Annotated in this window: 17 protein-coding genes; 7 read left to right on the top strand and 10 right to left on the bottom strand. The window is 54.6% G+C overall.

All coding sequences use genetic code 11. The annotated features are described in order from the left end of the window. Positions 1-3: 3 nt before the first annotated feature. Positions 4-897, bottom strand: a complete 894-nt coding sequence (gene hcaR / locus SK39_RS17670) for a DNA-binding transcriptional regulator HcaR (protein ID WP_048217264.1) — start codon at positions 895-897, stop codon at positions 4-6. 135 nt (positions 898-1,032) lie between these two features. Here hcaR and hcaE point away from each other — a divergent pair, with 135 nt between their 5' ends. The 5 genes from hcaE to hcaD are packed head-to-tail and all read left to right on the top strand — an operon-like array spanning position 1,033 to position 5,250. Continuing rightward, positions 1,033-2,394: a 3-phenylpropionate/cinnamic acid dioxygenase subunit alpha gene (gene hcaE, locus SK39_RS17665; protein WP_003847087.1), complete on the top strand. Its 1,362-nt coding sequence runs from the start codon at positions 1,033-1,035 to the stop codon at positions 2,392-2,394. Then, a complete protein-coding gene (hcaF, locus tag SK39_RS17660) occupies positions 2,391-2,909 on the top strand; it encodes a 3-phenylpropionate/cinnamic acid dioxygenase subunit beta (protein ID WP_048217263.1) in 519 nt (172 codons plus the stop codon). The genes hcaE and hcaF overlap by 4 nt, the downstream gene beginning before the upstream one ends. Next, positions 2,909-3,229 (top strand): 3-phenylpropionate/cinnamic acid dioxygenase ferredoxin subunit, encoded by a 321-nt coding sequence (gene hcaC, locus SK39_RS17655; RefSeq protein ID WP_003847084.1) that lies wholly within the window; start codon positions 2,909-2,911, stop codon positions 3,227-3,229. The genes hcaF and hcaC overlap by 1 nt, the downstream gene beginning before the upstream one ends. Further along, the gene (hcaB, locus tag SK39_RS17650; protein WP_048217262.1) at positions 3,226-4,038 is read left to right on the top strand and encodes a 3-phenylpropionate-dihydrodiol/cinnamic acid-dihydrodiol dehydrogenase; all 813 of its coding nucleotides are present in this window, start codon (positions 3,226-3,228) and stop codon (positions 4,036-4,038) included. Before hcaC ends, hcaB begins: the two co-directional genes overlap by 4 nt. A gap of 9 nt (positions 4,039-4,047) precedes the next feature. Beyond that, the gene (gene hcaD / locus SK39_RS17645) at positions 4,048-5,250 is read left to right on the top strand and encodes a phenylpropionate dioxygenase ferredoxin reductase subunit (protein WP_048217261.1); all 1,203 of its coding nucleotides are present in this window, start codon (positions 4,048-4,050) and stop codon (positions 5,248-5,250) included. 92 nt (positions 5,251-5,342) lie between these two features. Here the strand turns inward: hcaD and glyA are convergent, their stop codons facing one another. Then, positions 5,343-6,596, bottom strand: coding sequence for a serine hydroxymethyltransferase (gene glyA / locus SK39_RS17640; protein WP_003037627.1), 1,254 nt, complete (start codon positions 6,594-6,596; stop codon positions 5,343-5,345). A 326-nt stretch (positions 6,597-6,922) separates the two neighbouring features. Between glyA and hmpA the strand changes: the two genes are divergently transcribed. Beyond that, positions 6,923-8,113, top strand: a complete 1,191-nt coding sequence (gene hmpA / locus SK39_RS17635; protein WP_048217260.1) for an NO-inducible flavohemoprotein — start codon at positions 6,923-6,925, stop codon at positions 8,111-8,113. 101 nt (positions 8,114-8,214) lie between these two features. On the opposite strand, the gene glnB is transcribed toward hmpA, so the two are convergent. From glnB to purL, 5 genes are all read right to left on the bottom strand, one after another. After that, on the bottom strand, positions 8,215-8,553 hold the full coding sequence (gene glnB / locus SK39_RS17630; RefSeq protein WP_002914032.1) for a nitrogen regulatory protein P-II: 339 nt from the start codon (positions 8,551-8,553) through the stop codon (positions 8,215-8,217). 60 nt (positions 8,554-8,613) lie between these two features. Continuing rightward, positions 8,614-9,948: a two-component system response regulator GlrR gene (glrR, locus tag SK39_RS17625; protein ID WP_305764162.1), complete on the bottom strand. Its 1,335-nt coding sequence runs from the start codon at positions 9,946-9,948 to the stop codon at positions 8,614-8,616. Further along, a complete protein-coding gene (gene qseG / locus SK39_RS17620; protein ID WP_044714650.1) occupies positions 9,948-10,691 on the bottom strand; it encodes a two-component system QseEF-associated lipoprotein QseG in 744 nt (247 codons plus the stop codon). Before qseG ends, glrR begins: the two co-directional genes overlap by 1 nt. A 22-nt stretch (positions 10,692-10,713) precedes the next feature. Continuing rightward, the gene (gene qseE, locus SK39_RS17615; RefSeq protein ID WP_129622255.1) at positions 10,714-12,144 is read right to left on the bottom strand and encodes a two component system sensor histidine kinase QseE/GlrK; all 1,431 of its coding nucleotides are present in this window, start codon (positions 12,142-12,144) and stop codon (positions 10,714-10,716) included. A gap of 635 nt (positions 12,145-12,779) precedes the next feature. Beyond that, a complete protein-coding gene (gene purL, locus SK39_RS17610) occupies positions 12,780-16,667 on the bottom strand; it encodes a phosphoribosylformylglycinamidine synthase (RefSeq protein WP_048217258.1) in 3,888 nt (1,295 codons plus the stop codon). Between the two features lie 256 nt (positions 16,668-16,923). On the opposite strand from purL, the gene mltF reads away from it, so the two are divergent. Continuing rightward, positions 16,924-18,474 (top strand): membrane-bound lytic murein transglycosylase MltF, encoded by a 1,551-nt coding sequence (gene mltF / locus SK39_RS17605; protein WP_003838390.1) that lies wholly within the window; start codon positions 16,924-16,926, stop codon positions 18,472-18,474. Positions 18,475-18,486: 12 nt separating this feature from the next. Here mltF and tadA read toward each other — a convergent pair whose 3' ends face one another. The 3 genes from tadA to SK39_RS17590 are packed head-to-tail and all read right to left on the bottom strand — an operon-like array spanning position 18,487 to position 21,044. Further along, positions 18,487-19,023 (bottom strand): tRNA adenosine(34) deaminase TadA, encoded by a 537-nt coding sequence (gene tadA / locus SK39_RS17600; RefSeq protein ID WP_071593187.1) that lies wholly within the window; start codon positions 19,021-19,023, stop codon positions 18,487-18,489. Between the two features lie 17 nt (positions 19,024-19,040). Next, positions 19,041-19,676 carry a phosphatidylglycerophosphatase C gene (yfhb, locus tag SK39_RS17595; RefSeq protein ID WP_048217257.1) on the bottom strand — a complete coding sequence of 212 codons (636 nt, stop codon included), beginning with the start codon at positions 19,674-19,676 and terminating at the stop codon, positions 19,041-19,043. 3 nt (positions 19,677-19,679) lie between these two features. After that, positions 19,680-21,044 (bottom strand): PTS transporter subunit EIIC, encoded by a 1,365-nt coding sequence (locus SK39_RS17590; RefSeq protein ID WP_048217256.1) that lies wholly within the window; start codon positions 21,042-21,044, stop codon positions 19,680-19,682. Positions 21,045-21,048 lie beyond the last annotated feature (4 nt).

Here is a 21,048-nt window from a genome sequence, read left to right as displayed (position 1 = left end):
CCATTACACCGTCAGACTCACGGCCAAACGTTCATGTACCGTGGCGATAAAATCGGTCAGTGCCGGTTTGAGCGATCCTTTTTTCCACGCCATCAGCAACGCGATGGTTGGGACATCACCAATAATTGGCCGAAAAACCACCTGTCCGGTATTAAAATTATTCATATAACCGGGTATCAAAGTCACCCCCAACCCCATGCCGACCAGGTTCATGGTCACCAGAATGTTGGTTGCCACTTGCACAATGTTAGGCTGGCTTTTTTGCTGCTGAAACCAGTTTTTGACAATCATCGCTAACGCGCCGGAATAGGCCGGATCGGTGCTGACAAAATTCACGCCGTGTAGTTGTTCTGCGGAGATTGCCTGCTCATTAGCTAACGGATGATTCACCGGTAACACAACGACCAACGGCTCATGAATCAGCTCCAGATAATCGAGATCCGGGCTGTACACCGGGTGGCGCATTAAGCCAACGTCCAGCTCTCCGCTGAGGATCTTCTCTTCCTGCTCGGTGGTGATCAGACTCACCAGTTCAATGTGCGTATCCGGTTGTTTTAAACGAAACAAAGGCAGCACTTTCGGCAACAGATTGACCTCTGCAGAAGGGACAAAGCCAATGGAGAAATGATTATCTTCCTGCACCGTTCTACGGGCACGAACTTTGGCGTTTTCCGCCTGTTCGAGGATCGCCAGCGCATCTTGTAAAAAGCACTCACCGGCCGCCGTCAGCGCAACTTTTCGTTTATCCCGCACCAGCAACGAAACGCCCACGCAGGTTTCAAGATCGCGGATCTGGCTGCTTAATGACGGCTGAGAGGTATGCAGCTTTTCTGCCGCCCGGGTGAAATTCAGCGCCTGCGCCACTGCTACGAAATAGCGTAAGTGCCTCAGTTCCATGCCCTGCTCCTTGTTATCGAAAAAATGTCTCAACTGGTAGAAATTTACTATTTCACAGATTGATAACTAACCAGCAACATCCTTAGGGTACAAAAAAAGAAGGTCAATACATCTTAGCTTTCAGGATTAAAAAATATGACCACACCCTCAAATTTAGACATCTACCAACTGATCGACACGCAAAACGGTCGCGTAACCCCACGAATTTATACCGACCCTGAAATTTACCAACTGGAGCTGGAACGCATCTTCGGACGCTGCTGGCTATTTCTCGCCCACGAAAGCCAAATCCCCAAACCCGGTGATTTTTTTAACACCTACATGGGCGAGGATGCGGTGGTGGTGGTTCGCCAGAAAGACGGCAGCATCAAAGCGTTTCTCAACCAGTGTCGCCACCGTGCGATGCGCGTCAGCTACGCCGACTGCGGCAATACCCGCGCCTTCACCTGCCCGTATCACGGCTGGTCTTACGGTATTAACGGCGAGCTGATCGACGTCCCGCTGGAGCCGCGCGCTTATCCGCAAGGTTTATGCAAATCGCACTGGGGGCTGAACGAAGTGCCTGGCGTAGAGAGCTACAAGGGACTGATTTTCGGTAACTGGGATACCTCCGCGCCTGCGCTTGGCGATTATCTCGGCGACATCGCCTGGTATCTCGACGGCGTACTCGATCGTCGTGAAGGCGGCACCGAAATCGTCGGTGGCGTACAAAAGTGGACCATCGATTGTAACTGGAAATTCCCCGCCGAACAGTTTGCCAGCGACCAGTATCACGCGCTGTTCAGCCATGCCTCTGCGGTGCAGGTGCTGGGAGCGAAAGACGACGGTAGCGATAAGCGCCTCGGCGATGGTCAGACCGCCCGCCCGGTGTGGGAAACCGCCAAAGACGCGCTACAGTTCGGTCAGGATGGGCACGGCAGCGGATTTTTCTTTACTGAGAATCCCGATGCCAACGTCTGGGTCGACGGTGAGGTCTCCAGCTACTACCGCGACACCTACGCGGAAGCCGAGCAGCGTCTGGGTAAAGTGCGCGCCCTGCGTCTGGCCGGTCACAACAACATTTTCCCAACGCTTTCCTGGCTCAACGGTACCGCCACGCTGCGCGTCTGGCACCCGCGTGGGCCGGACCAGGTTGAGGTGTGGGCGTTCTGTATTACCGATAAAGCCGCCTCTGATGAAGTGAAAGCCGCGTTTGAAAACAGCGCCACGCGGGCTTTTGGCCCCGCCGGGTTCCTGGAGCAGGACGACTCGGAAAACTGGTGTGAAATTCAAAAACTGCTGAAAGGTCATCGCGCACGCAACACGAAATTGTGTCTGGAAATGGGGCTTGGCCAGGAGAAACGTCGTGAAGACGGCATTCCGGGGATCACCAACTACATCTTTTCTGAAACCGCCGCGCGTGGCATGTACCAACGCTGGGCCGATTTGCTCAGCAGCGAAAGCTGGCAGGAAGTGCACGAGAAAACCGCCGCCTACCAGCAGGAGGTGATGAAATGAGCACTTTAGTTTCTCTCGAACTGCATCATCGCATCAGCCAGTTTCTGTATGAAGAAGCGCGTATGCTCGACGACTGGCAGTTTCGCGACTGGCTGGCGCAACTGGATGACGACATTCGCTACACCATGCGTACCACGGTGAACGCCCAGACGCGCGACCGTCGAAAAGGCGTGCAGCCGCCGACCACCTGGATTTTCAACGACAACAAAGACCAGCTTGAGCGCCGCATCGCGCGGCTGGAAACCGGCATGGCCTGGGCGGAAGAACCGCCGTCGCGTACCCGTCATCTGATTAGTAACTTACAAATCAGCGAAACCGACGTGCCCGACGTGTTCGCCGTGCGCCTCAACTATCTGCTGTATCGCGCGCAAAAAGAGCGGGACGAGACGTTTTACGTCGGCACGCGCGTGGACAAAGTCCCTCGTTTGCCCGGCGATGAGTGGCACTTACTGGCGCGTGAGATCGTGCTGGATCAAGCGGTGATCACCTCCCATAACCTGAGTGTACTGTTCTGATGAGCCGTGTATTTGCCTGCCCTGTAGGGGATTTGCCGGAGGGTGAAGCGCTCCGGCTTGATACCTCGCCCGTCATCGCGCTGTTCAACGTTGGCGGCGAGTTCTATGCCATTAACGATCGCTGTAGCCACGGTAACGCCTCGATGTCGGAAGGTTATCTGGAAGACGACGCTACGGTGGAATGCCCACTGCATGCCGCCAGCTTCTGCCTGAAAACCGGCAAGGCGTTATGTTTACCCGCCACCGATCCGCTAACCACCTACGCAGTATATGTGGACGGTAGCGATGTGTTTGTTGATATTCCGGAGGACGCCAGATGAGCGATTTACGCGATAACGTGGTCTTTATCACTGGCGGCGGCTCCGGCCTTGGCCTGGCGCTGGTCGAGCGTTTCATCGAAGAAGGTGCGCAGGTCGCCACGCTGGAACTGTCGCCAGCTAAAGTTGCCAGTCTGCGTCAGCGCTTTGGCGAACATGTACTGGCAATCGAAGGCAACGTCACCTGCTACGCCGACTATCAGCGCGCGGTGGATCAAATCCTCACAGCGTTTGGCAAGCTGGACTGTTTTATCGGTAATGCGGGCATATGGGATCACAACGCCTCGCTGGTCAATACGCCTGCAGACGTACTGGAGAGCGGCTTTCATGAGCTGTTTAACATCAACGTGCTGGGCTATCTGCTGGGGGCGAAAGCCTGTTCCCCCGCACTTATCGCCAGCGAAGGCAGCATCATCTTTACCTTGTCCAATGCGTCATGGTATCCCGGCGGCGGCGGCCCTCTGTATACCGCCTCTAAACATGCGGCTACCGGGCTGATTCGCCAGTTGGCCTACGAGCTGGCGCCAAAGGTACGTGTTAACGGTGTCGGTCCGTGCGGTATGGCGACAGATCTACGCGGCCCGCAAGCGTTGGGACAAAACGATACATCGATTATGCAGTCGCTGACGCCAGAAAAAATCGCCGCTATTTTGCCGCTACAGTTTTTCCCTGAGCCTGCGGATTTTACCGGTCCGTATGTGATGCTGGCGTCAAAACGCAACAACCGCACATTAAGTGGCGTAATGATCAATGCCGACGCCGGTCTGGGTATTCGCGGTATTCGTCACGTTGCCGCCGGACTGGATCTCTGAGGAGGCGTTATGAACCAAAAAACTATCGCTATCGTCGGCGGCGGCCAGGCTGCTGCTATGGCTGCTGCCGCACTGCGCCAGCAGGGATTTGACGGCGAATTACACCTGTTTTCCGATGAGCAGCATCAGCCCTATGAACGCCCACCGCTCTCCAAAGCGATGCTGCTGGACGACAATCCGCAACTTCAGCCGATACTCCCCGCTGGCTGGTGGCGGGAACACAACGTACAGCTGCATCTGGGTGTTACTGTGCAGACGCTCGGCCGCCAAACGCATCAGTTGATGCTGGCTGATGGGCAGAGTTATCCGTGGGATCGGCTACTGATTGCGACGGGCGCTGCGGCACGCCCCCTTCCGCTGTTAGATAAGCTGGGCGATCGATGCTTTACTCTGCGTCATGCCGCTGATGCCGAGCGCCTGCGCGGCACTTTGTTGCCGGGTAAGTCGATTGTCATTGTCGGTGCGGGCACCATTGGTCTGGAACTGGCGGCCAGCGCGACTCAACGAGGCTGTCAGGTGACAGTGGTGGAGCTGGCACCAACGGTCATGGGCCGTAACGCACCTGCTCCGGTGCGCGACTACCTGCTTGCCCGCCACCAGCAGGCGGGCGTGCGGGTGTTACTCAACAGCGCCATTGAACACGCCGAAGCGAGAGAGTGTCTCTCGCTCACCCTGCAAAACGGCGAGACGCTGCTGGCCGATGCGATGGTTTACGGCATCGGTATCGTGGCGAATGATGCGCTGGCCCGCGAAGCGGGGCTGGAGACGGCGAACGGCATTATCGTTGATAGCGCCTGCACCACCGCCGACCCGGACATTTTCGCCGCCGGTGACGTAGCGATAACGCGCAAGCCCGACGGTTCGTTAGTACGCATGGAAAGCTGGGAAAACGCCAATTTTCAGGCACAGATTGCCGCCGCCGCAATGCTAAATCTGCCGTTGCCGGAGAAGACACCTGGCTGGTTCTGGACCGACCAATTTAATGACAACCTACAATTTGTTGGCGAAATGCAGGGAGAAAGCTGGTTCATACGCGGCAATTCAGATGCGCATAAAGCAATATGGTTTAACCTGCAGGATGGCGTGATTGTCGGCGCAGTAACGTTGAATCAGGGCCGAGAAATACGTTTATTGAGAAAATGGATTCAGGCAAAGAAAAAGCCACCAATGGCGGCTTTAGTCGATGAAACAATCTTGCTTAAGTCAATATAACTGCCGGATGGCACTTCGTTTATCCGGCCTACATGTGAGTTACCCGTAGGCCGGATAAGGTGTTTACACCGCCATCCAGCAATCAGTATGGCTTATGCGTAAACCGGGAAGCGTGCGCAGATATCCAGAACTTTACCTTTGACGCGCTCGATTACGGCTTCGTCATTGATGTTGTCCAGCACGTCACACATCCAGCCAGCCAGCTCTTTCGCTTCCGCTTCTTTGAAGCCACGGCGAGTGATTGCCGGAGAACCGATACGGATACCGGAAGTCACAAACGGGCTCTTCGGATCGTTCGGTACGCTGTTTTTGTTAACGGTGATGTTAGCGCGGCCCAGCGCGGCATCAGCTTCTTTACCGGTCAGGTTTTTATCAACCAGATCCAGCAGGAACAGGTGGTTTTCAGTACCGCCAGAAACCACTTTGTAACCACGGTTCAGGAACACTTCCACCATCGCTTTGGCGTTTTTAGCAACCTGCTGCTGGTAAACCTTGAACTCAGGCTCCATCGCTTCTTTCAGCGCCACGGCTTTCGCTGCGATCACGTGCATCAGCGGGCCGCCCTGCGCGCTTGGGAACACAGCAGAGTTCAGTTTTTTGTACAGCTCTTCGTCACCGCCTTTCGCCAGGATCAGGCCACCGCGTGGACCCGCCAGGGTTTTGTGGGTGGTGGTGGTCACAACGTGTGCGTGTGGAACCGGGTTCGGATAAACGCCTGCGGCAATCAGCCCCGCAACGTGCGCCATATCGACGAACAGGTATGCACCGATGCTGTCAGCGATTTCACGCATTTTTGCCCAGTCAACAACGCCGGAGTAAGCAGAGAAGCCACCGATGATCATCTTCGGTTTGTGCTCTTTGGCCTGCTTCGCCATGTCTTCGTAGTCAATTTTGCCGGACTCATCAATACCGTAAGGGATGATGTTGTACAGTTTGCCGGAGAAGTTAACCGGGGAGCCGTGAGTCAGGTGGCCGCCTTGTGCCAGGTTCATACCCAGAACGGTATCGCCCGGTTGCAGCAGAGCGGTGTAAACAGCGAAGTTAGCCTGAGAACCAGAGTGCGGCTGTACGTTAGCGTAGTCAGCGCCAAACAGCTCTTTTGCACGATCGATAGCCAGTTGCTCAACGATATCAACGTACTCGCAACCGCCGTAGTAGCGCTTACCCGGATAACCTTCAGCATATTTGTTGGTCAGCTGAGAACCTTGCGCCTGCATAACACGCGGGCTGGTGTAGTTTTCGGAGGCGATCAGTTCGATGTGCTCTTCCTGACGTACTTTTTCCTGCTCCATAGCCTGCCACAGTTCGGCATCATAATCGGCAATGTTCATTTCACGCTTTAACATCCGCATCTCCTGACTCAGCTAACAATAGAATTTCGGCCTAAAAAGGCAGTCCCGTTGGACGACGGCCAACAGTATAACCGAATCATTCTTCGATAACAGGTCTTGACAAAGGATTTTACGCAAACGATTACCTTCACGGCACGCAAGGCTTTGGAGAACAAAGGTCTGCTGAATTTCAACGGATTTCTTTTCAGGTTTGTGATGCAGATTTTTCACGATGTAACCTTTACAACGCAAAGTTACAAAGAACCATTTACAATGCAGGGGTATTTTTTATAAGATGTATTTGACATACATCATTAAAGTCTCAGATAAAGGAAGACCGTATGCTTGACGCACAAACCATCGCTACAGTGAAAGCCACCATTCCCCTGCTGGTTGAAACAGGTCCGAAGCTGACCGCACATTTCTATGATCGCATGTTTACGCATAACCCAGAGCTGAAAGAAATTTTCAACATGAGTAACCAGCGTAATGGCGATCAGCGCGAGGCGCTGTTTAACGCGATTGCCGCGTATGCCAGCAATATCGAAAACCTGGCGGCGCTGTTGCCAGCGGTTGAGAAAATCGCGCAAAAGCATACCAGTTTCCAGATTAAACCAGAGCAGTACAACATCGTGGGCGGTCATTTGCTGGCAACGCTGGACGAAATGTTCAGCCCAGGCCAGGAAGTTCTGGATGCGTGGGGTAAAGCGTATGGCGTACTGGCGAACGTTTTCATCAACCGTGAAGCGCAAATCTATAGCGAAAATGCCAATAAAAATGGCGGCTGGGAAGGTACCCGTCCTTTCCGCATCGTGGCAAAAACCCCACGCAGTGCACTGATCACCAGCTTTGAGTTTGAACCTGTCGATGGTGGCGCAGTAGCTGAATATCATCCGGGACAATACCTGGGCGTCTGGCTGAAGCCGGAAGGTTTCCCGCATCAGGAAATTCGTCAGTACTCACTGACCCGTAAGCCTGATGGCAAAGGCTATCGTATTGCCGTTAAGCGTGAAGACGGTGGTCAGGTTTCCACCTGGCTGCACAACCATGCGAATGTTGGCGACGTTGTTCACCTGGCCGCACCTGCGGGCGATTTCTTTATGGACGTCGCGACCGACACCCCGGTATCTCTGATCTCCGCGGGCGTGGGACAAACCCCAATGCTGGCGATGCTGGACACGTTGGCAAAAGCGAAGCATACGGCGCAGGTTAACTGGTTCCACGCGGCAGAAAATGGCGATGTACATGCCTTCGCTGATGAAGTAAATGAACTCGGCAAAACGCTGCCACGCTTTAGTGCGCACACCTGGTATCGTGAGCCAACCGAAGCCGATCGCGCGAAAGGTGCGTTTGATAGCGTAGGTCTGATGGATTTGAACAAGCTGGAAAGCGCAATCAGCGATCCGGCGATGCAGTTTTATCTGTGCGGTCCGGTTGGTTTCATGCAGTTCGCCGCGAAGCAGCAGGTCGGCCTGGGCGTGAAAAACGAGAACATTCATTACGAATGCTTCGGTCCGCATAAAGTCTTGTAATGTATTACGCGAGTAGGCCGGATAAGGCGTTTACGCCGCCATCCGGCAATCACTCAGCCTGATGCGCTACGCTTATCAGGCTTACAAATTAACGGCGTGGCTTAGATTGCCGCGTCGTCTTCTTCACCGGTACGAATACGAATAACGCGAGCCACGTCGAAGACAAAAATCTTACCGTCGCCGATCTTACCGGTCTGGGCAGTACGGATAATGGTGTCGACGCAGGTATCGACGATGTCGTCGGTAACCACAATTTCAATTTTTACCTTCGGCAGAAAATCCACCATATATTCCGCGCCACGGTACAGCTCGGTATGGCCTTTCTGACGGCCAAAGCCTTTCACTTCCGTTACCGTCATCCCGGTGATACCGACTTCTGCCAGCGCTTCGCGGACGTCGTCCAGCTTGAAGGGTTTAATAATCGCATCAATCTTTTTCATGCTATTCCTTGAAAAGGTCGCCTGTCTTTTGATCGAATAAAGCTAACATAATCCGCAGATTTATTCTTTGAAATCGTTTGCATCCAGCTCGTGTCGAGAAAGCAACTTATAGAATTCGGTGCGATTGCGCCCCGCCATTCTTGCCGCGTGAGTCACATTGCCCTTGGTGATTTGCAGCAGCTTACGCAGATAGTTGAGCTCAAACTGGTTACGCGCCTCAACAAATGTCGGCAGCGCGGTGTTTTCCCCTTCCAGCGCCTGCTCCACCAGCGCGTCGCTGATCACTGGCGAAGAGGTCAACGCCACGCACTGCTCAATTACGTTGACCAGCTGACGCACATTGCCCGGCCAGCTGGCGGTCATTAACCGCTTCATGGCATCGGTTGAAAAGGCGCGTACGAACGGTTTGTGCCGTTCAGCAGACTGGCGCAGCAGATGGTTCGCCAGCAGCGGAATATCTTCCGTACGCTCGGCCAGCGCAGGGATCTTCAGGCTCACCACGTTGAGGCGATAGTACAAATCCTCGCGAAATTCGCCCCGAGCCATCGCTTTGGGTAAATCGCGGTGGGTCGCAGAAACGATCCGCACATCGATGTCGATATCGCGGTTACTGCCCAACGGTCTGACTTTTCGTTCCTGCAATACGCGCAGCAGTTTCACCTGTAACGGCGCAGGCATATCGCCAATCTCATCGAGAAAAAGCGTGCCGCCTTCCGCGGCTTGAAACAACCCTTCACGATTACTCACCGCGCCGGTAAAAGCGCCGCGCGCATGACCAAACAGTTCAGACTCCAGCAGTTGTTCCGGCAACGCGCCACAGTTAATGGCAATAAAGGGCTTGTGGTTGCGCGGGCTGGCGTTGTGAATAGCCTGGGCGAAAACTTCTTTCCCGGTTCCGCTTTGGCCGTTGATCAAGACACTAACATCCGATTGCGCCACCATTCGCGCCTGTTCCAGCAGACGTAGCATCAGCGGGCTACGGGTGACAATGGACTCACGCCAACTGTCATCAGTAGCTGGCGCAGACTGTTCCAGCGCCCCGTCAATCGCGTGATATAACGCATCCTTGTCGACTGGCTTAGTGAGAAAACTGAACACCCCTTGCTGGGTCGCCGCAACGGCGTCCGGGATGGAGCCGTGAGCGGTCAGGATAATCACCGGCATGCCCGGCTGCACTTTCTGGATTTCAGTAAACAGCTGCATGCCGTCCATTTCATCCATGCGCAGATCGCTGATAACCAGATCCACTTTTTCACGGTTCAGTACCCGTAACCCTTCCTGCCCACTTTCCGCGGTCACGACGCTGTAGCCTTCGCTGGTTAGTCGCATTCCAAGTAATTTCAACAGGCCCGGATCGTCATCCACCAACAGCAGATGCGCGGGCTTACGGCTTATCATGGCGTGACCTCATCGGCAGACGGCGCTGCGCCTTCTTCGTTATCAGGCGTAGTGAGTTTATCGTTCCCGTGCGGCGCATCAGGATTGTAGTTACCGGCGGGTTTGCGCGTTGAAAGCTGGCGCTCAATATCGGTCAGATTCTCCAGCTTGCGGGTCGTGAGATCGAGCTGGGACTGCAAATGCTGTTGCTGTTGCCGCAGCGTATCGAGATCGCTGTCTGACGACTGCTGGAGCTTACTGTAGCGCAGGCGCTCTTCGGCAAGCTGTAACTGCAACATTTGATTACGGAACCAGGCCTGATAAAGCGGTCGAACCTGACTCGGAATTTGTGGGCTTAACGCGTCGAGACGCGTAACTGCCTCTCGCCGTTCAGGCGGGGTAATGCGGGCATTATCAAGCAGGATCCCGCGTTTGAAAGCGCCCTGCCAGGTATCCGTGAGCTGAGCACTGGCTTCACTGCGCGCCTGTACCGGCATCATGCGATCGGCACAGTCCATCGCCCGCAGCCAGTACAACGGGTTGGTTTCTGTGGACTGGCCAGATAGCGACCAGATATCCGTACAGTCGGTTGCAAGGTAGTCCGCCAGTTGATTAGGCGGAATTTTCTCCTGCGAAGGATCGCCGATAATATGATTCACCGCGTTCGGGACGCAACCAACCAGTGCCAGGCACGGCAGGCTTGCGAGGATGACGCGATGAAGAAAATGTCGTTTAAGCATTCGGGCAACAACGTATGGCATACTCACCAGACTTAGGTTTATTTTAGTGATTTTTCGCAGCAGCTAGCGGCAGTTCTATGCGAAAACAAACGTTTTGCGTATGGTCATCAACCAGATACAGTTTGCCCCGCATACGGCGAATGCAATCTCTGGCAATGCTTAGCCCCAACCCGCTTCCTTTTACCGCCCCTTTTCGCTGATGGCTACCCTGGAAAAAAGGCTCGAAGATCATGGTCTGTTCTGCTTCTGGGATCGGTGTGCCGGTATTCATTACATCGATGTATACCGTTGATCCATGCAAACTGCTGCGGATCCAAATGTTACCGGATTCAGCGCCGTAGTGCACCGCATTGGAATAAAGATTGTCCAGCACGCTCATCAACAGCATCGGTTCTGCCAGGCAGGCGTTCACCGCAAGCGCAACATCAGTATGTATCATTTTGGCGCGAGCGGGCAGGCTATGCGCAGAAACAACGCTTTCCACCAGCGGCGCGATTTCCACACTTTCAAGCTCAGCCTCGTCATCCGCCAGCTTGCGGTTGTAATCGAGAAGCTGCTCAATCAGTTTTTGCAAGTTGCGGCTGCTGTCATCGAGGATGCCGACCACCTCTTTTTGCTCCGGTGTTAACGGGCCCACTACCTGATCGGCCAGCAATTCGGTACCTTCACGCATACTCGCCAGCGGTGTTTTCAGCTCATGAGAAAGATGGCGTAAAAACTGATGCCGTTGCGACTCAAGCCAGGAGAGGCGTTCGCTTAACCAGATAATACGCTGCCCCACGGATCGCAGCTCACGGGGCCCAGTTAATAATACGCTATCGCCCAGCGAGCGCCCTTCTCCCAGACGGTTGATCATCCGTTCGATGCCCTTCACCGGACCGATAATCATACGGGTAAACAACAGCACCATCGCCAGGCTAAGGAGAAACAGCACCAGTGCCTGCCAGCCAAAAAACTGCCCGCGTTCGGCTATTTCCTGCTGTAACTGCTGGCCACGAGAAAAGACGACGGTACGCGTCGCTTGCACCATCTCGGTATTGGCATTGGCGAACGCTTCCAGCCGTGCAGCCGACACACTGTCAGGACCGCTGTTTTTACACTGCAACTGCGCGAGATCGTTAAGATCCTGACGCAACGCCTGGTAGAGCTTGGTATCTGGCAACACCCCCGCATGCGCATCCAGCATATCGCTGTAGCGTTTACGCTGACTTTGGTAGACCTTGGCCAACGTTGAGTCATCAAGCACACAGTATTGCCGATAGCTGCGCTCCATCTCCAGCGCAGCATTGGTCATCGCTTCACTGCGTCTGGCGTCAATCAGCGTGGTGCGGTTCGTCAGCGCAGCCTGTGCGCTCAGGGCATTCAGACTTTGCCACGCCTGCCAGGCCAAAACTAACAACGGCAACAGGATCAGCAAAAATGCCAACATCACCAATTGACGTAAAGATCGGGGGAAAACTGACCAGCGCTTCAAGGCGTTACTCTCAATGGACAGGAATAGGTTGATGCTAACTGAGGGGAACGCCAGATACAACAAAGCCGGGATTAACCCGGCTTTGTTGTGGAATAAGGCGGTGCCTAACTCGACGTTTCGCCCGGAGGTTGATATGAGCTTCGCTAATATCAGATGTTGGACGGCAGGCACCTTGTTGTGCGTCATTCGAAGTTTATGTAGCACGTCCCGAAGGGGCTGACATAAGAAGGTGAATGAGCCACTGGTTAATATTATGCAGCATCTGTGCCAATATTCAAAACACTTTGTTAACACAATGATAAATATAGAAAATATGATTATTTATATGAGAAATGATATTGACCATTTTTCACTCATACCGTCGCCAATCAGCAACACCTGTAACACTTAAAAACAAATTCGTTTTAAATCAAATAATTAAATGTCTCTTTTTGGCGACAATGTAACCTTACCTATGTCGGCATTTCCCGACACTTTACTTTTAGGTGCAAGCGCTGAGTTTATTGCCGGATAGCGGCGTGAACGCCTTATCCGGCCTACAACCGCATTTCCCCGTAAGCCTGATAAGCGTAGCGTCATCAGGCGGCAGACAAAAAAAGCCCCTCACGAAGAGGGGCTTGATGATCATAGGCTAATTATCCAAGCTGTTTACGCGCGTTGCGGAAGATACGCATCCACGGGCTGTCCTCGCCCCAGTTTTCCGGGTGCCAGGAGTTGCTCACGGTACGGAACACGCGTTCCGGGTGCGGCATCATAATGGTGACGCGACCATTTTCAGTGGTCACAGCAGTAATACCGTTCGGCGAACCGTTCGGGTTAGCCGGGTAAGCCTCGGTCACCTTACCGAAGTTATCGACGTAGCGCAGTGCCACCAGACCTTTGCTCTCAAGCTGAGCCAGATGCGCACCGTCACGCACTTCCACACGACCTTCACCGTGAGAAACGGCAATCGGCATCATCGACCCCACCATATCGGCAAGCAGTAAAGACGGGCTTTGCGTCACTTCGACCAGGCTGAAGCGGGCTTCAAAGCGGTCGGAGTGGTTACGCACAAAGCGCGGCCACAGGTCGCTTCCGGGGATTAGCTCACGCAGGTTAGACATCATCTGGCAACCGTTACACACCCCGAGCGCCAGGGTTTGCGGGCGATGGAAGAAGGTTTCGAACTCATCACGCACGCGGTTGTTGAACAAAATTGACTTCGCCCAACCTTCCCCTGCGCCGAGTACATCGCCGTAAGAGAAGCCGCCGCAGGCTACCAGCGCCTGGAAGTTACCCAGGCCGATGCGTCCCCCCAGCAGATCGCTCATGTGTACATCGATGGCGTCAAAGCCCGCACGGTGGAAAGCTGCCGCCATTTCGACGTGGGAGTTCACGCCCTGCTCGCGCAGCACGGCCACTTTCGGACGCGCACCGGTGGCGATATACGGCGCGGCAACATCGTCGTTAATATCGAACGTCAGTTTGACGTTGAGACCCGGATCGGCATCGTTGGTTTTAGCGTCGTGTTCCTGATCGGCGCATTCCGGGTTATCGCGCAGACGCTGCATCTGCCAGGTGGTTTCTGCCCACCACATACGCATCGTGGTGCGACTTTCGCTGAACACCGAATGTCCATCGGCTTCGACCACGAAGCGGTCGCCCTGCACGGCTTTCCCCAGATAGTGCACGCAATCGGCAAGGCCATGTTGAGCCAGCAACGCCTCAACCGCTTCACGATCACCTGCGCGAACCTGAATCACCGCGCCCAGCTCTTCGTTAAACAGCGCCGCCAGACGATCTTCACCCAAAGAGTGGATATCAGCTTCAATACCGCAGTGACCAGTGAAGGCCATTTCCGCCAGCGTCACCAGCAAGCCACCGTCGGAGCGATCGTGGTAGGCCAGCAGCTTACGCTGTGCGACCAGCGCCTGAATGGCGTCGTAGAAGCCTTTCAGTTGCGCTACGTTACGCACATCGGCAGGCTTATCCCCCAGTTGACGGTAAACCTGCGCCAGCGCCGTCGCACCAAGCGCGTTGTGACCCAGACCAAGGTCAATCAGCAACAGGGCGTTGTCTTCAGTAGAAAGCTGCGGGGTAATGGTGTGGCGCGCATCTTCCACGCGGGCAAAGGCGGTGATCACCAACGACAGCGGCGAGGTCATTTCACGCTGTTCGTTGCCTTCCTGCCAGCGGGTTTTCATCGACATAGAGTCTTTGCCCACCGGAATGGTCAGGCCAAGCGCCGGACATAATTCTTCCCCAACGGCTTTTACCGCTTCGTACAGTCCGGCGTCTTCGCCAGGGTGACCCGCAGCCGCCATCCAGTTGGCCGACAGTTTAATGCGTTTGATATCGCCAATCTGCGTTGCCGCAATGTTGGTCAGCGCCTCACCTACAGCCAGACGCGCAGAGGCTGAGAAGTCGAGCAATGCGACTGGCGCGCGCTCGCCGAGAGACATCGCTTCGCCGTAGTAGCTATCGAGGCTTGCGGTAGTGACCGCGCAGTTGGCGACCGGGATCTGCCATGGACCAACCATCTGGTCACGCGCCACCATACCGGTAACGGTACGGTCACCGATAGTCACGAGGAACGTTTTCTCCGCGACAGTCGGCAGATGCAGCACGCGGTTAACCGCATCTGCAATCGAGATTTCACTACGATTCAGTGCATCGCCTTTGGCTTTCAGCGTCTGCACATCGCGGGTCATTTTCGGTGTTTTACCCAGCAGCACATCGAGTGGCATGTCGATCGGCTGGTTGTCGAAGTGGCTGTCGCTCAAGGTCAGATGCTGTTCTTCGGTTGCTTCACCGATGACCGCGTACGGCGCGCGCTCGCGCTTACACAGTTCGTCAAACAGCGGCAATTGATCGGCAGCAACCGCCAGCACGTAGCGCTCCTGGGACTCGTTACACCAGATTTCCAGCGGGCTCATACCCGGCTCATCGCTGAGGATATCGCGCAGCTGGAACTTACCACCGCGACCGCCATCGCTTACCAGCTCCGGCATGGCGTTAGACAGACCACCCGCGCCAACGTCATGGATAAACAGAATTGGGTTCGCATCACCCATCTGCCAGCAACGGTCGATAACTTCCTGGCAACGACGTTCCATTTCCGGGTTATCACGCTGTACAGAAGCGAAATCAAGATCGGCATCAGACTGACCGGAAGCCATAGAGGAGGCTGCCCCGCCGCCAAGGCCAATGTTCATCGCCGGGCCGCCGAGGACGATCAGCTTGGCGCCAACGACGATCTCGCCTTTCTGCACGTGATCGGCACGGATGTTACCGATCCCGCCTGCCAGCATGATCGGTTTATGGTAACCGCGCAGCTCTTCGCCGTTATGGCTGTTGACCTTTTCTTCATAGGTACGGAAGTAGCCGGTCAGCGCCGGGCGACCAAATTCGTTGTTAAACGCCGCGCCGCCCAGCGGGCCTTCGGTCATGATGTCGAGCGCGGTGACAATACGATCCGGCTTACCAAAGTCCTCTTCCCAAGGCTGTTCAAAGCCAGGAATACGCAGGTTGGAGACGGAGAAGCCTACCAGCCCGGCTTTCGGTTTTGCACCACGACCGGTTGCACCCTCATCGCGGATTTCTCCGCCGGAGCCGGTTGCCGCACCTGGCCACGGAGAGATAGCCGTCGGGTGGTTATGAGTTTCTACCTTCATCAGGATGTGGGCTGGTTCCTGATGGAAATCGTAGCGGCCGGTTTTGTGATCGGCAAAATAGCGGCCCACTTCAGAACCTTCCATTACCGCGGCGTTGTCTTTATAGGCAGACAGCACGTGGTCCGGCGTGGTTTCGAAGGTATTCTTGATCATCTTGAACAGCGACTTAGGCTGTTGTTTACCGTCGATAACCCAGTCGGCGTTAAAAATCTTGTGGCGGCAGTGCTCGGAGTTGGCCTGCGCAAACATGTACAGTTCAATGTCGTTCGGGTTGCGCCCCAGTTTGGTGAACGCATCCTGCAGATAGTCAATTTCGTCTTCCGCCAGCGCCAGACCCAGACGCAGGTTAGCGTCGATCAGCGCCTGACGTCCCTCACCCAGTAGATCAACGCTGGAGACCGGCGCCGGTTGGTGATGGACAAACAGTTTTTCGGCATCGTTCAGCGCAGAGAAAACCGTTTCCATCATGCGGTCGTGCAGTTCGTCGGCCACCATCTGCCATTGCTCAGCGGTCAGCGTAGAGGCTTCTACATACCAGGCAATGCCACGTTCCAGGCGGCTAATCTGATGCAGACCGCAGTTGTGGGCAATATCAGTCGCTTTAGAAGACCACGGGGAGATGGTGCCAGGGCGAGGCGTAACCAGCAGCAGTTTTCCTTCCGGGGCGTGGCTTTGCAGAGCAGGACCATATTTCAGCAGGCGTGCAAGCTGCGCGTGCTCATCTTCATTTAACGGTGCATTCAGATCGGCAAAATGGACGTACTCGGCGTAAATATTGTGGACCTGGAGGTTGGCAGCCTGAAAACGTGCCAGCAGTTTGTTAATACGGAATGCAGACAGTGCAGGTGAACCACGCAGAATATCCATCATAAGTCTCTCGTCTTCTAAGCTTTCGGTGTGCCCAAGTGGGTAAACGGGCGTCATTATAAAGAATCTACCGCGCCGACGAAACCGTTTGCGTCGAAATAAAATCACGACCGTCACTTATCATCAAATGCGGTCAGATTTCTGAATAAGTTGCCAACTGACGCAAGTTTAAGCAAAATGCCGTTCATTAATGACGACTTCACTTCTTAATCAGCACCACAGCAGGCAGAGAAAACGTACGGTTCAGAGAATTAACTAATTGAAAAAATTAAAGATTAATTATCTGTTCATCGGCATATTGACGCTGTTGTTGGCAGCGGCCCTTTGGCCATCTATTCCCTGGTTCGGTAAAGCCGAAAATCGTATCGCCGCCATTCAGTCGCGGGGAGAGCTGCGCGTCAGTACCATCGACTCGCCGTTAACTTACGCGACCCTCAACGGCAAAAAATTCGGCCTGGATTATGAACTGGCCCAGGAATTTGCCGACTACTTAGGCGTGAAGTTAAAAGTTACCGTACGCCAGAACATCAGCCAGCTTTTTGACGACCTGGATAACGGCAATGCCGACCTGTTAGCCGCAGGCCTGGTCTATAACAGCGAGCGGGTGAAAAATTACCAGCCAGGCCCGACCTATTATTCGGTTTCACAACAGCTGGTGTACCGGGTTGGGCAATATCGCCCGCGCACGCTTGCCACCGTGAACGAAAGCCAACTGACTATCGCCCCGGGGCATGTGGTGGTTAACGACCTCCAGCAGCTAAAAGAGAAAAAATTTCCCGATCTGAGCTGGAAAGTTGATGACAAAAAGGGCACCACCGAATTGCTCGATGATGTAATCGCCGGAAAGCTGGATTACACCATTGCAGATTCTGTCGCCATCAGCTTATACCAACGCGTGCATCCTGAGCTGGCCGTGGCGCTGGACGTCTCTGACGAACAGCCGGTGACCTGGTTTAGTCGTCTGGACGATGACAACACGCTGTCTGCCGCCTTGTTGGATTTCTTTAACACCATGAATGAAGACGGTTCTCTGGCACGGCTGGAAGAGAAATATCTCGGGCATGGCGATGATTTTGACTATGTCGATACCCGCACCTTTTTGCGCGCCGTAGACAGCGTGTTGCCGGACCTTAAGCCGCTGTTTGAGAAGTATGCGCAGGAGATAGACTGGCGACTGCTGGCTGCTATCTCATATCAGGAATCACACTGGGACGCGCAGGCCACCTCTCCAACCGGCGTACGCGGACTGATGATGCTGACCAAAAATACTGCTCAGAGTCTCGGGCTGACTGACCGTACCGATGCCGAACAGAGCATCAGCGGCGGCGCGCGATACTTGCAGGATATGATGAGTAAAGTACCGGATACCGTCCCCGAAGGAGAACGCATCTGGTTTGCCCTTGCAGCCTATAACATGGGTTATGCGCACATGCTTGATGCGCGGGCGCTAACGGTGAAAACCAAAGGCAATCCGAACAGTTGGTCCGACGTAAAACAGCGGCTACCGCTGCTCAGCCAAAAGCCGTATTACAACAAGCTGACCTATGGCTATGCGCGTGGCCACGAAGCTTACGCCTATGTGGAAAATATCCGTAAGTACCAGATTAGCCTGGTGGGGTATCTGCAGGAGAAAGAAAAACAGGCGCAGGAAACGCAGCAACTGGCTCAGGATTACCCGGCGGTGTCGCCGGCTGAGCTGTTGGGTAAAGATAAATTTCCGCTTTCAGCCTTTCTGACTCAGACGTCGTCAAACTACCTGTCGCACTCCCCTTCCCTGCTATTTTCGGCACAGAAGAAAGAGGACCAGTAGTCTGATTGGTATTTACTGATTAGCGGATTTTTTCAGGGCCTTGATTTCCTGCCGACGCATGCGAAAGAAATCACTGAGCAACGTGGCACATTCATCCCGCAGTATCCCCTCTGTCACTTCAACCCGATGATTCATCCCGGGGTGATGCAGCACATCCATTAATGACCCGGCAGCGCCCGTTTTCGCATCGCGTGCACCAAAAACGACCCGACCGATACGGCTGTGCACCATCGCGCCTGCGCACATCACGCACGGCTCCAGAGTGACGTACAGCGTGGCATCTAACAGACGGTAGTTTTGCAGCACCAGGCCGCCCTGACGCAGCGCCATAATCTCAGCGTGGGCAGTCGGATCATGATGACCTATCGGGCGGTTCCAGCCTTCGCCAATCACTCGGTTGTTATGTACCAATACCGCACCCACCGGGACTTCACGCTCATCCCAGGCGCGCTTAGCCAGCGTTAAAGCATGACGCATCCAGTATTCGTGGCTAAATTCAACATCTGACAAAGGGGTTACTCCACCAATAAAAGCGGGCGCATTATACACAGACGCTATCGTTTACTCTATTCGAGTTGTTGCAGCTCTCCGCGCGGCGTGACGCGCCAGCGATGCTGGCAAAAAGAGAGTAACGGATTATCCTGCTTACTGTCGCTGTAGCCGCTGTAGAGAGACAACGGTGCGCCAATCTGCCGCTCCAGTTGCGTCACTTTCTCATGGCCCAGACAGCGCAGAGTCAGCACCCAGCCGCCGTATCCCCGCGCCATTTTGCTGGCGATCAGATTGACTCGCGGTAGCCACGGAGTATCAAAGTAAACCTGCTCGACCAACGACTGCGGAGAGCCGGTGATAAGCCAGATGTCAGCGTCAGAGCTTAACAGGTAGGTTGTCAGGCGCTGCTGAACGAGCGGAAACGCCGTCACGTTACTGCGAAACCAGCGCACAAAGTCGGCCTGATGCGCTTTCAGACGCGCCTCGCTGCGACCAAAAGTGCATCCCCATAACAGCAGGCTCATTGGCCAGCGGGCGGCGCGCCCTTGTATTAGCAATGCCAGCGCCATCACCGGTAGCAGAGGCAGCACCAGCAACGCGTTCAGCGGCTGGCGACGCAGCAGATAACGAATAAAACTACCGAACATATCCTGCTGGTGTAACGTGCCATCCAAATCAAAAAAGACAACGCGGCGCTGGTGATTGGTCAAACCTTATTCCTCTGGATCAGTGAATCCCAATAGCCAGGTAAACAGGAACCCGGCGATAACTGCTACCAGATAGCCTAACAGATAGAACATCACTTTTCCGGCAACAATCGTCAGTGCCAGCGGTAATCCGGAGATGCCAAACGTGATGACCGTCGCCACCTTCCAGTAGCTAATCAGCGCTCCACCTACCGCGCCGCCAAGACATGCACCGATAAACGGCTTACCCAACGGCAGCGTTACGCCAAAAATCAGCGGCTCGCCTATACCCAGCAGTCCGACAGGCAGTGCACCTTTGATTACTTTTTTTAACCGCGCATTTCGGGTTTTCATCAGAACCGCGATCGCAGCACCTATTTGCCCAACGCCCGCCATCGCCAGGATCGGAAAGAGCGCGTTATAACCGTGTGCCTGAACCAGCTCAACATGGATGGGCACCAATCCCTGATGAAGTCCAGTGAGCACCAACGGCAGGAAGGTTCCTGCCAGCACGGCACCGACCAGAAAACCGCCGCGATCGATAGCCCAGGATGCGCCGTGAGCAATAGACTCAGAAATCCAGCCGCCAAGCGGTTGCAGCGCCACAATCGCGATTACGCCGGTAATGATGGTAGTCAGCAGCGGATTAAGGATAAGCTCCAGTGATTCTGGCAACAGCTCGCGGAATTTGCGTTCGATCCAACACATCAACGCCACCACCAGCAGTACCGCGATCACTCCGCCGCGCCCCGGCTGCAACGCTTCGCCAAACAGCGTGATTTGTGCCAGTTGCGGGCTGGAGAGGATCCCCGCCATCACCCCGCCCATCGCCAGGGAACCACCGAAAACTTTGGCGGTATTCACCCCGACCAGAATATTCATAATGGCAAACACGGCGCTGCCAAATATGCCCATCAACCCCAGCATATTCGGATAGTGGGTCGCAAAATCCCCCACGATGTCCGGGCGCTTAAGGATGTTAATAATGCCGGTAATCAAACCAGAGGCGATAAACGCCGGAATAAGAGGGATAAAGACGTTCGCCAGCTTGCGCAGCGCATCGCTCATCGGCGCTTTGTACTTCGCTTTGGCATCTGACTTTGTGCGCTCGATATTATTGGCACCTGCTCGCTCGCCGCCATCGGCAATCAGGGAACGCATGGCATCCACCACTTTGGCCGCTTTACCGGGGCCAACAATAATCTGGTGCTGCGCGCCCTGCTTCACGTAGCCGCTGACACCGGGCAGTTGCTTGAGACGAGGGATATCGAGCTGTCCATCATCCTGAACTTCAACCCTGACGCGGGTCATACAGTTTTCCAGGCGCAGAATATTTTTCTCTCCGCCAACACCCAGTAGAATATCGCTGGCCAGCACCGCCGTCTTATCCATATAC

It is taken from the genome of Citrobacter sp. BIDMC107, from assembly GCF_001037575.1.
Lineage (GTDB): Bacteria > Pseudomonadota > Gammaproteobacteria > Enterobacterales > Enterobacteriaceae > Citrobacter > Citrobacter freundii.
Note: the sequence above shows the minus strand (reverse complement) of the source record. Positions and strands in the feature narration are given on the sequence as shown.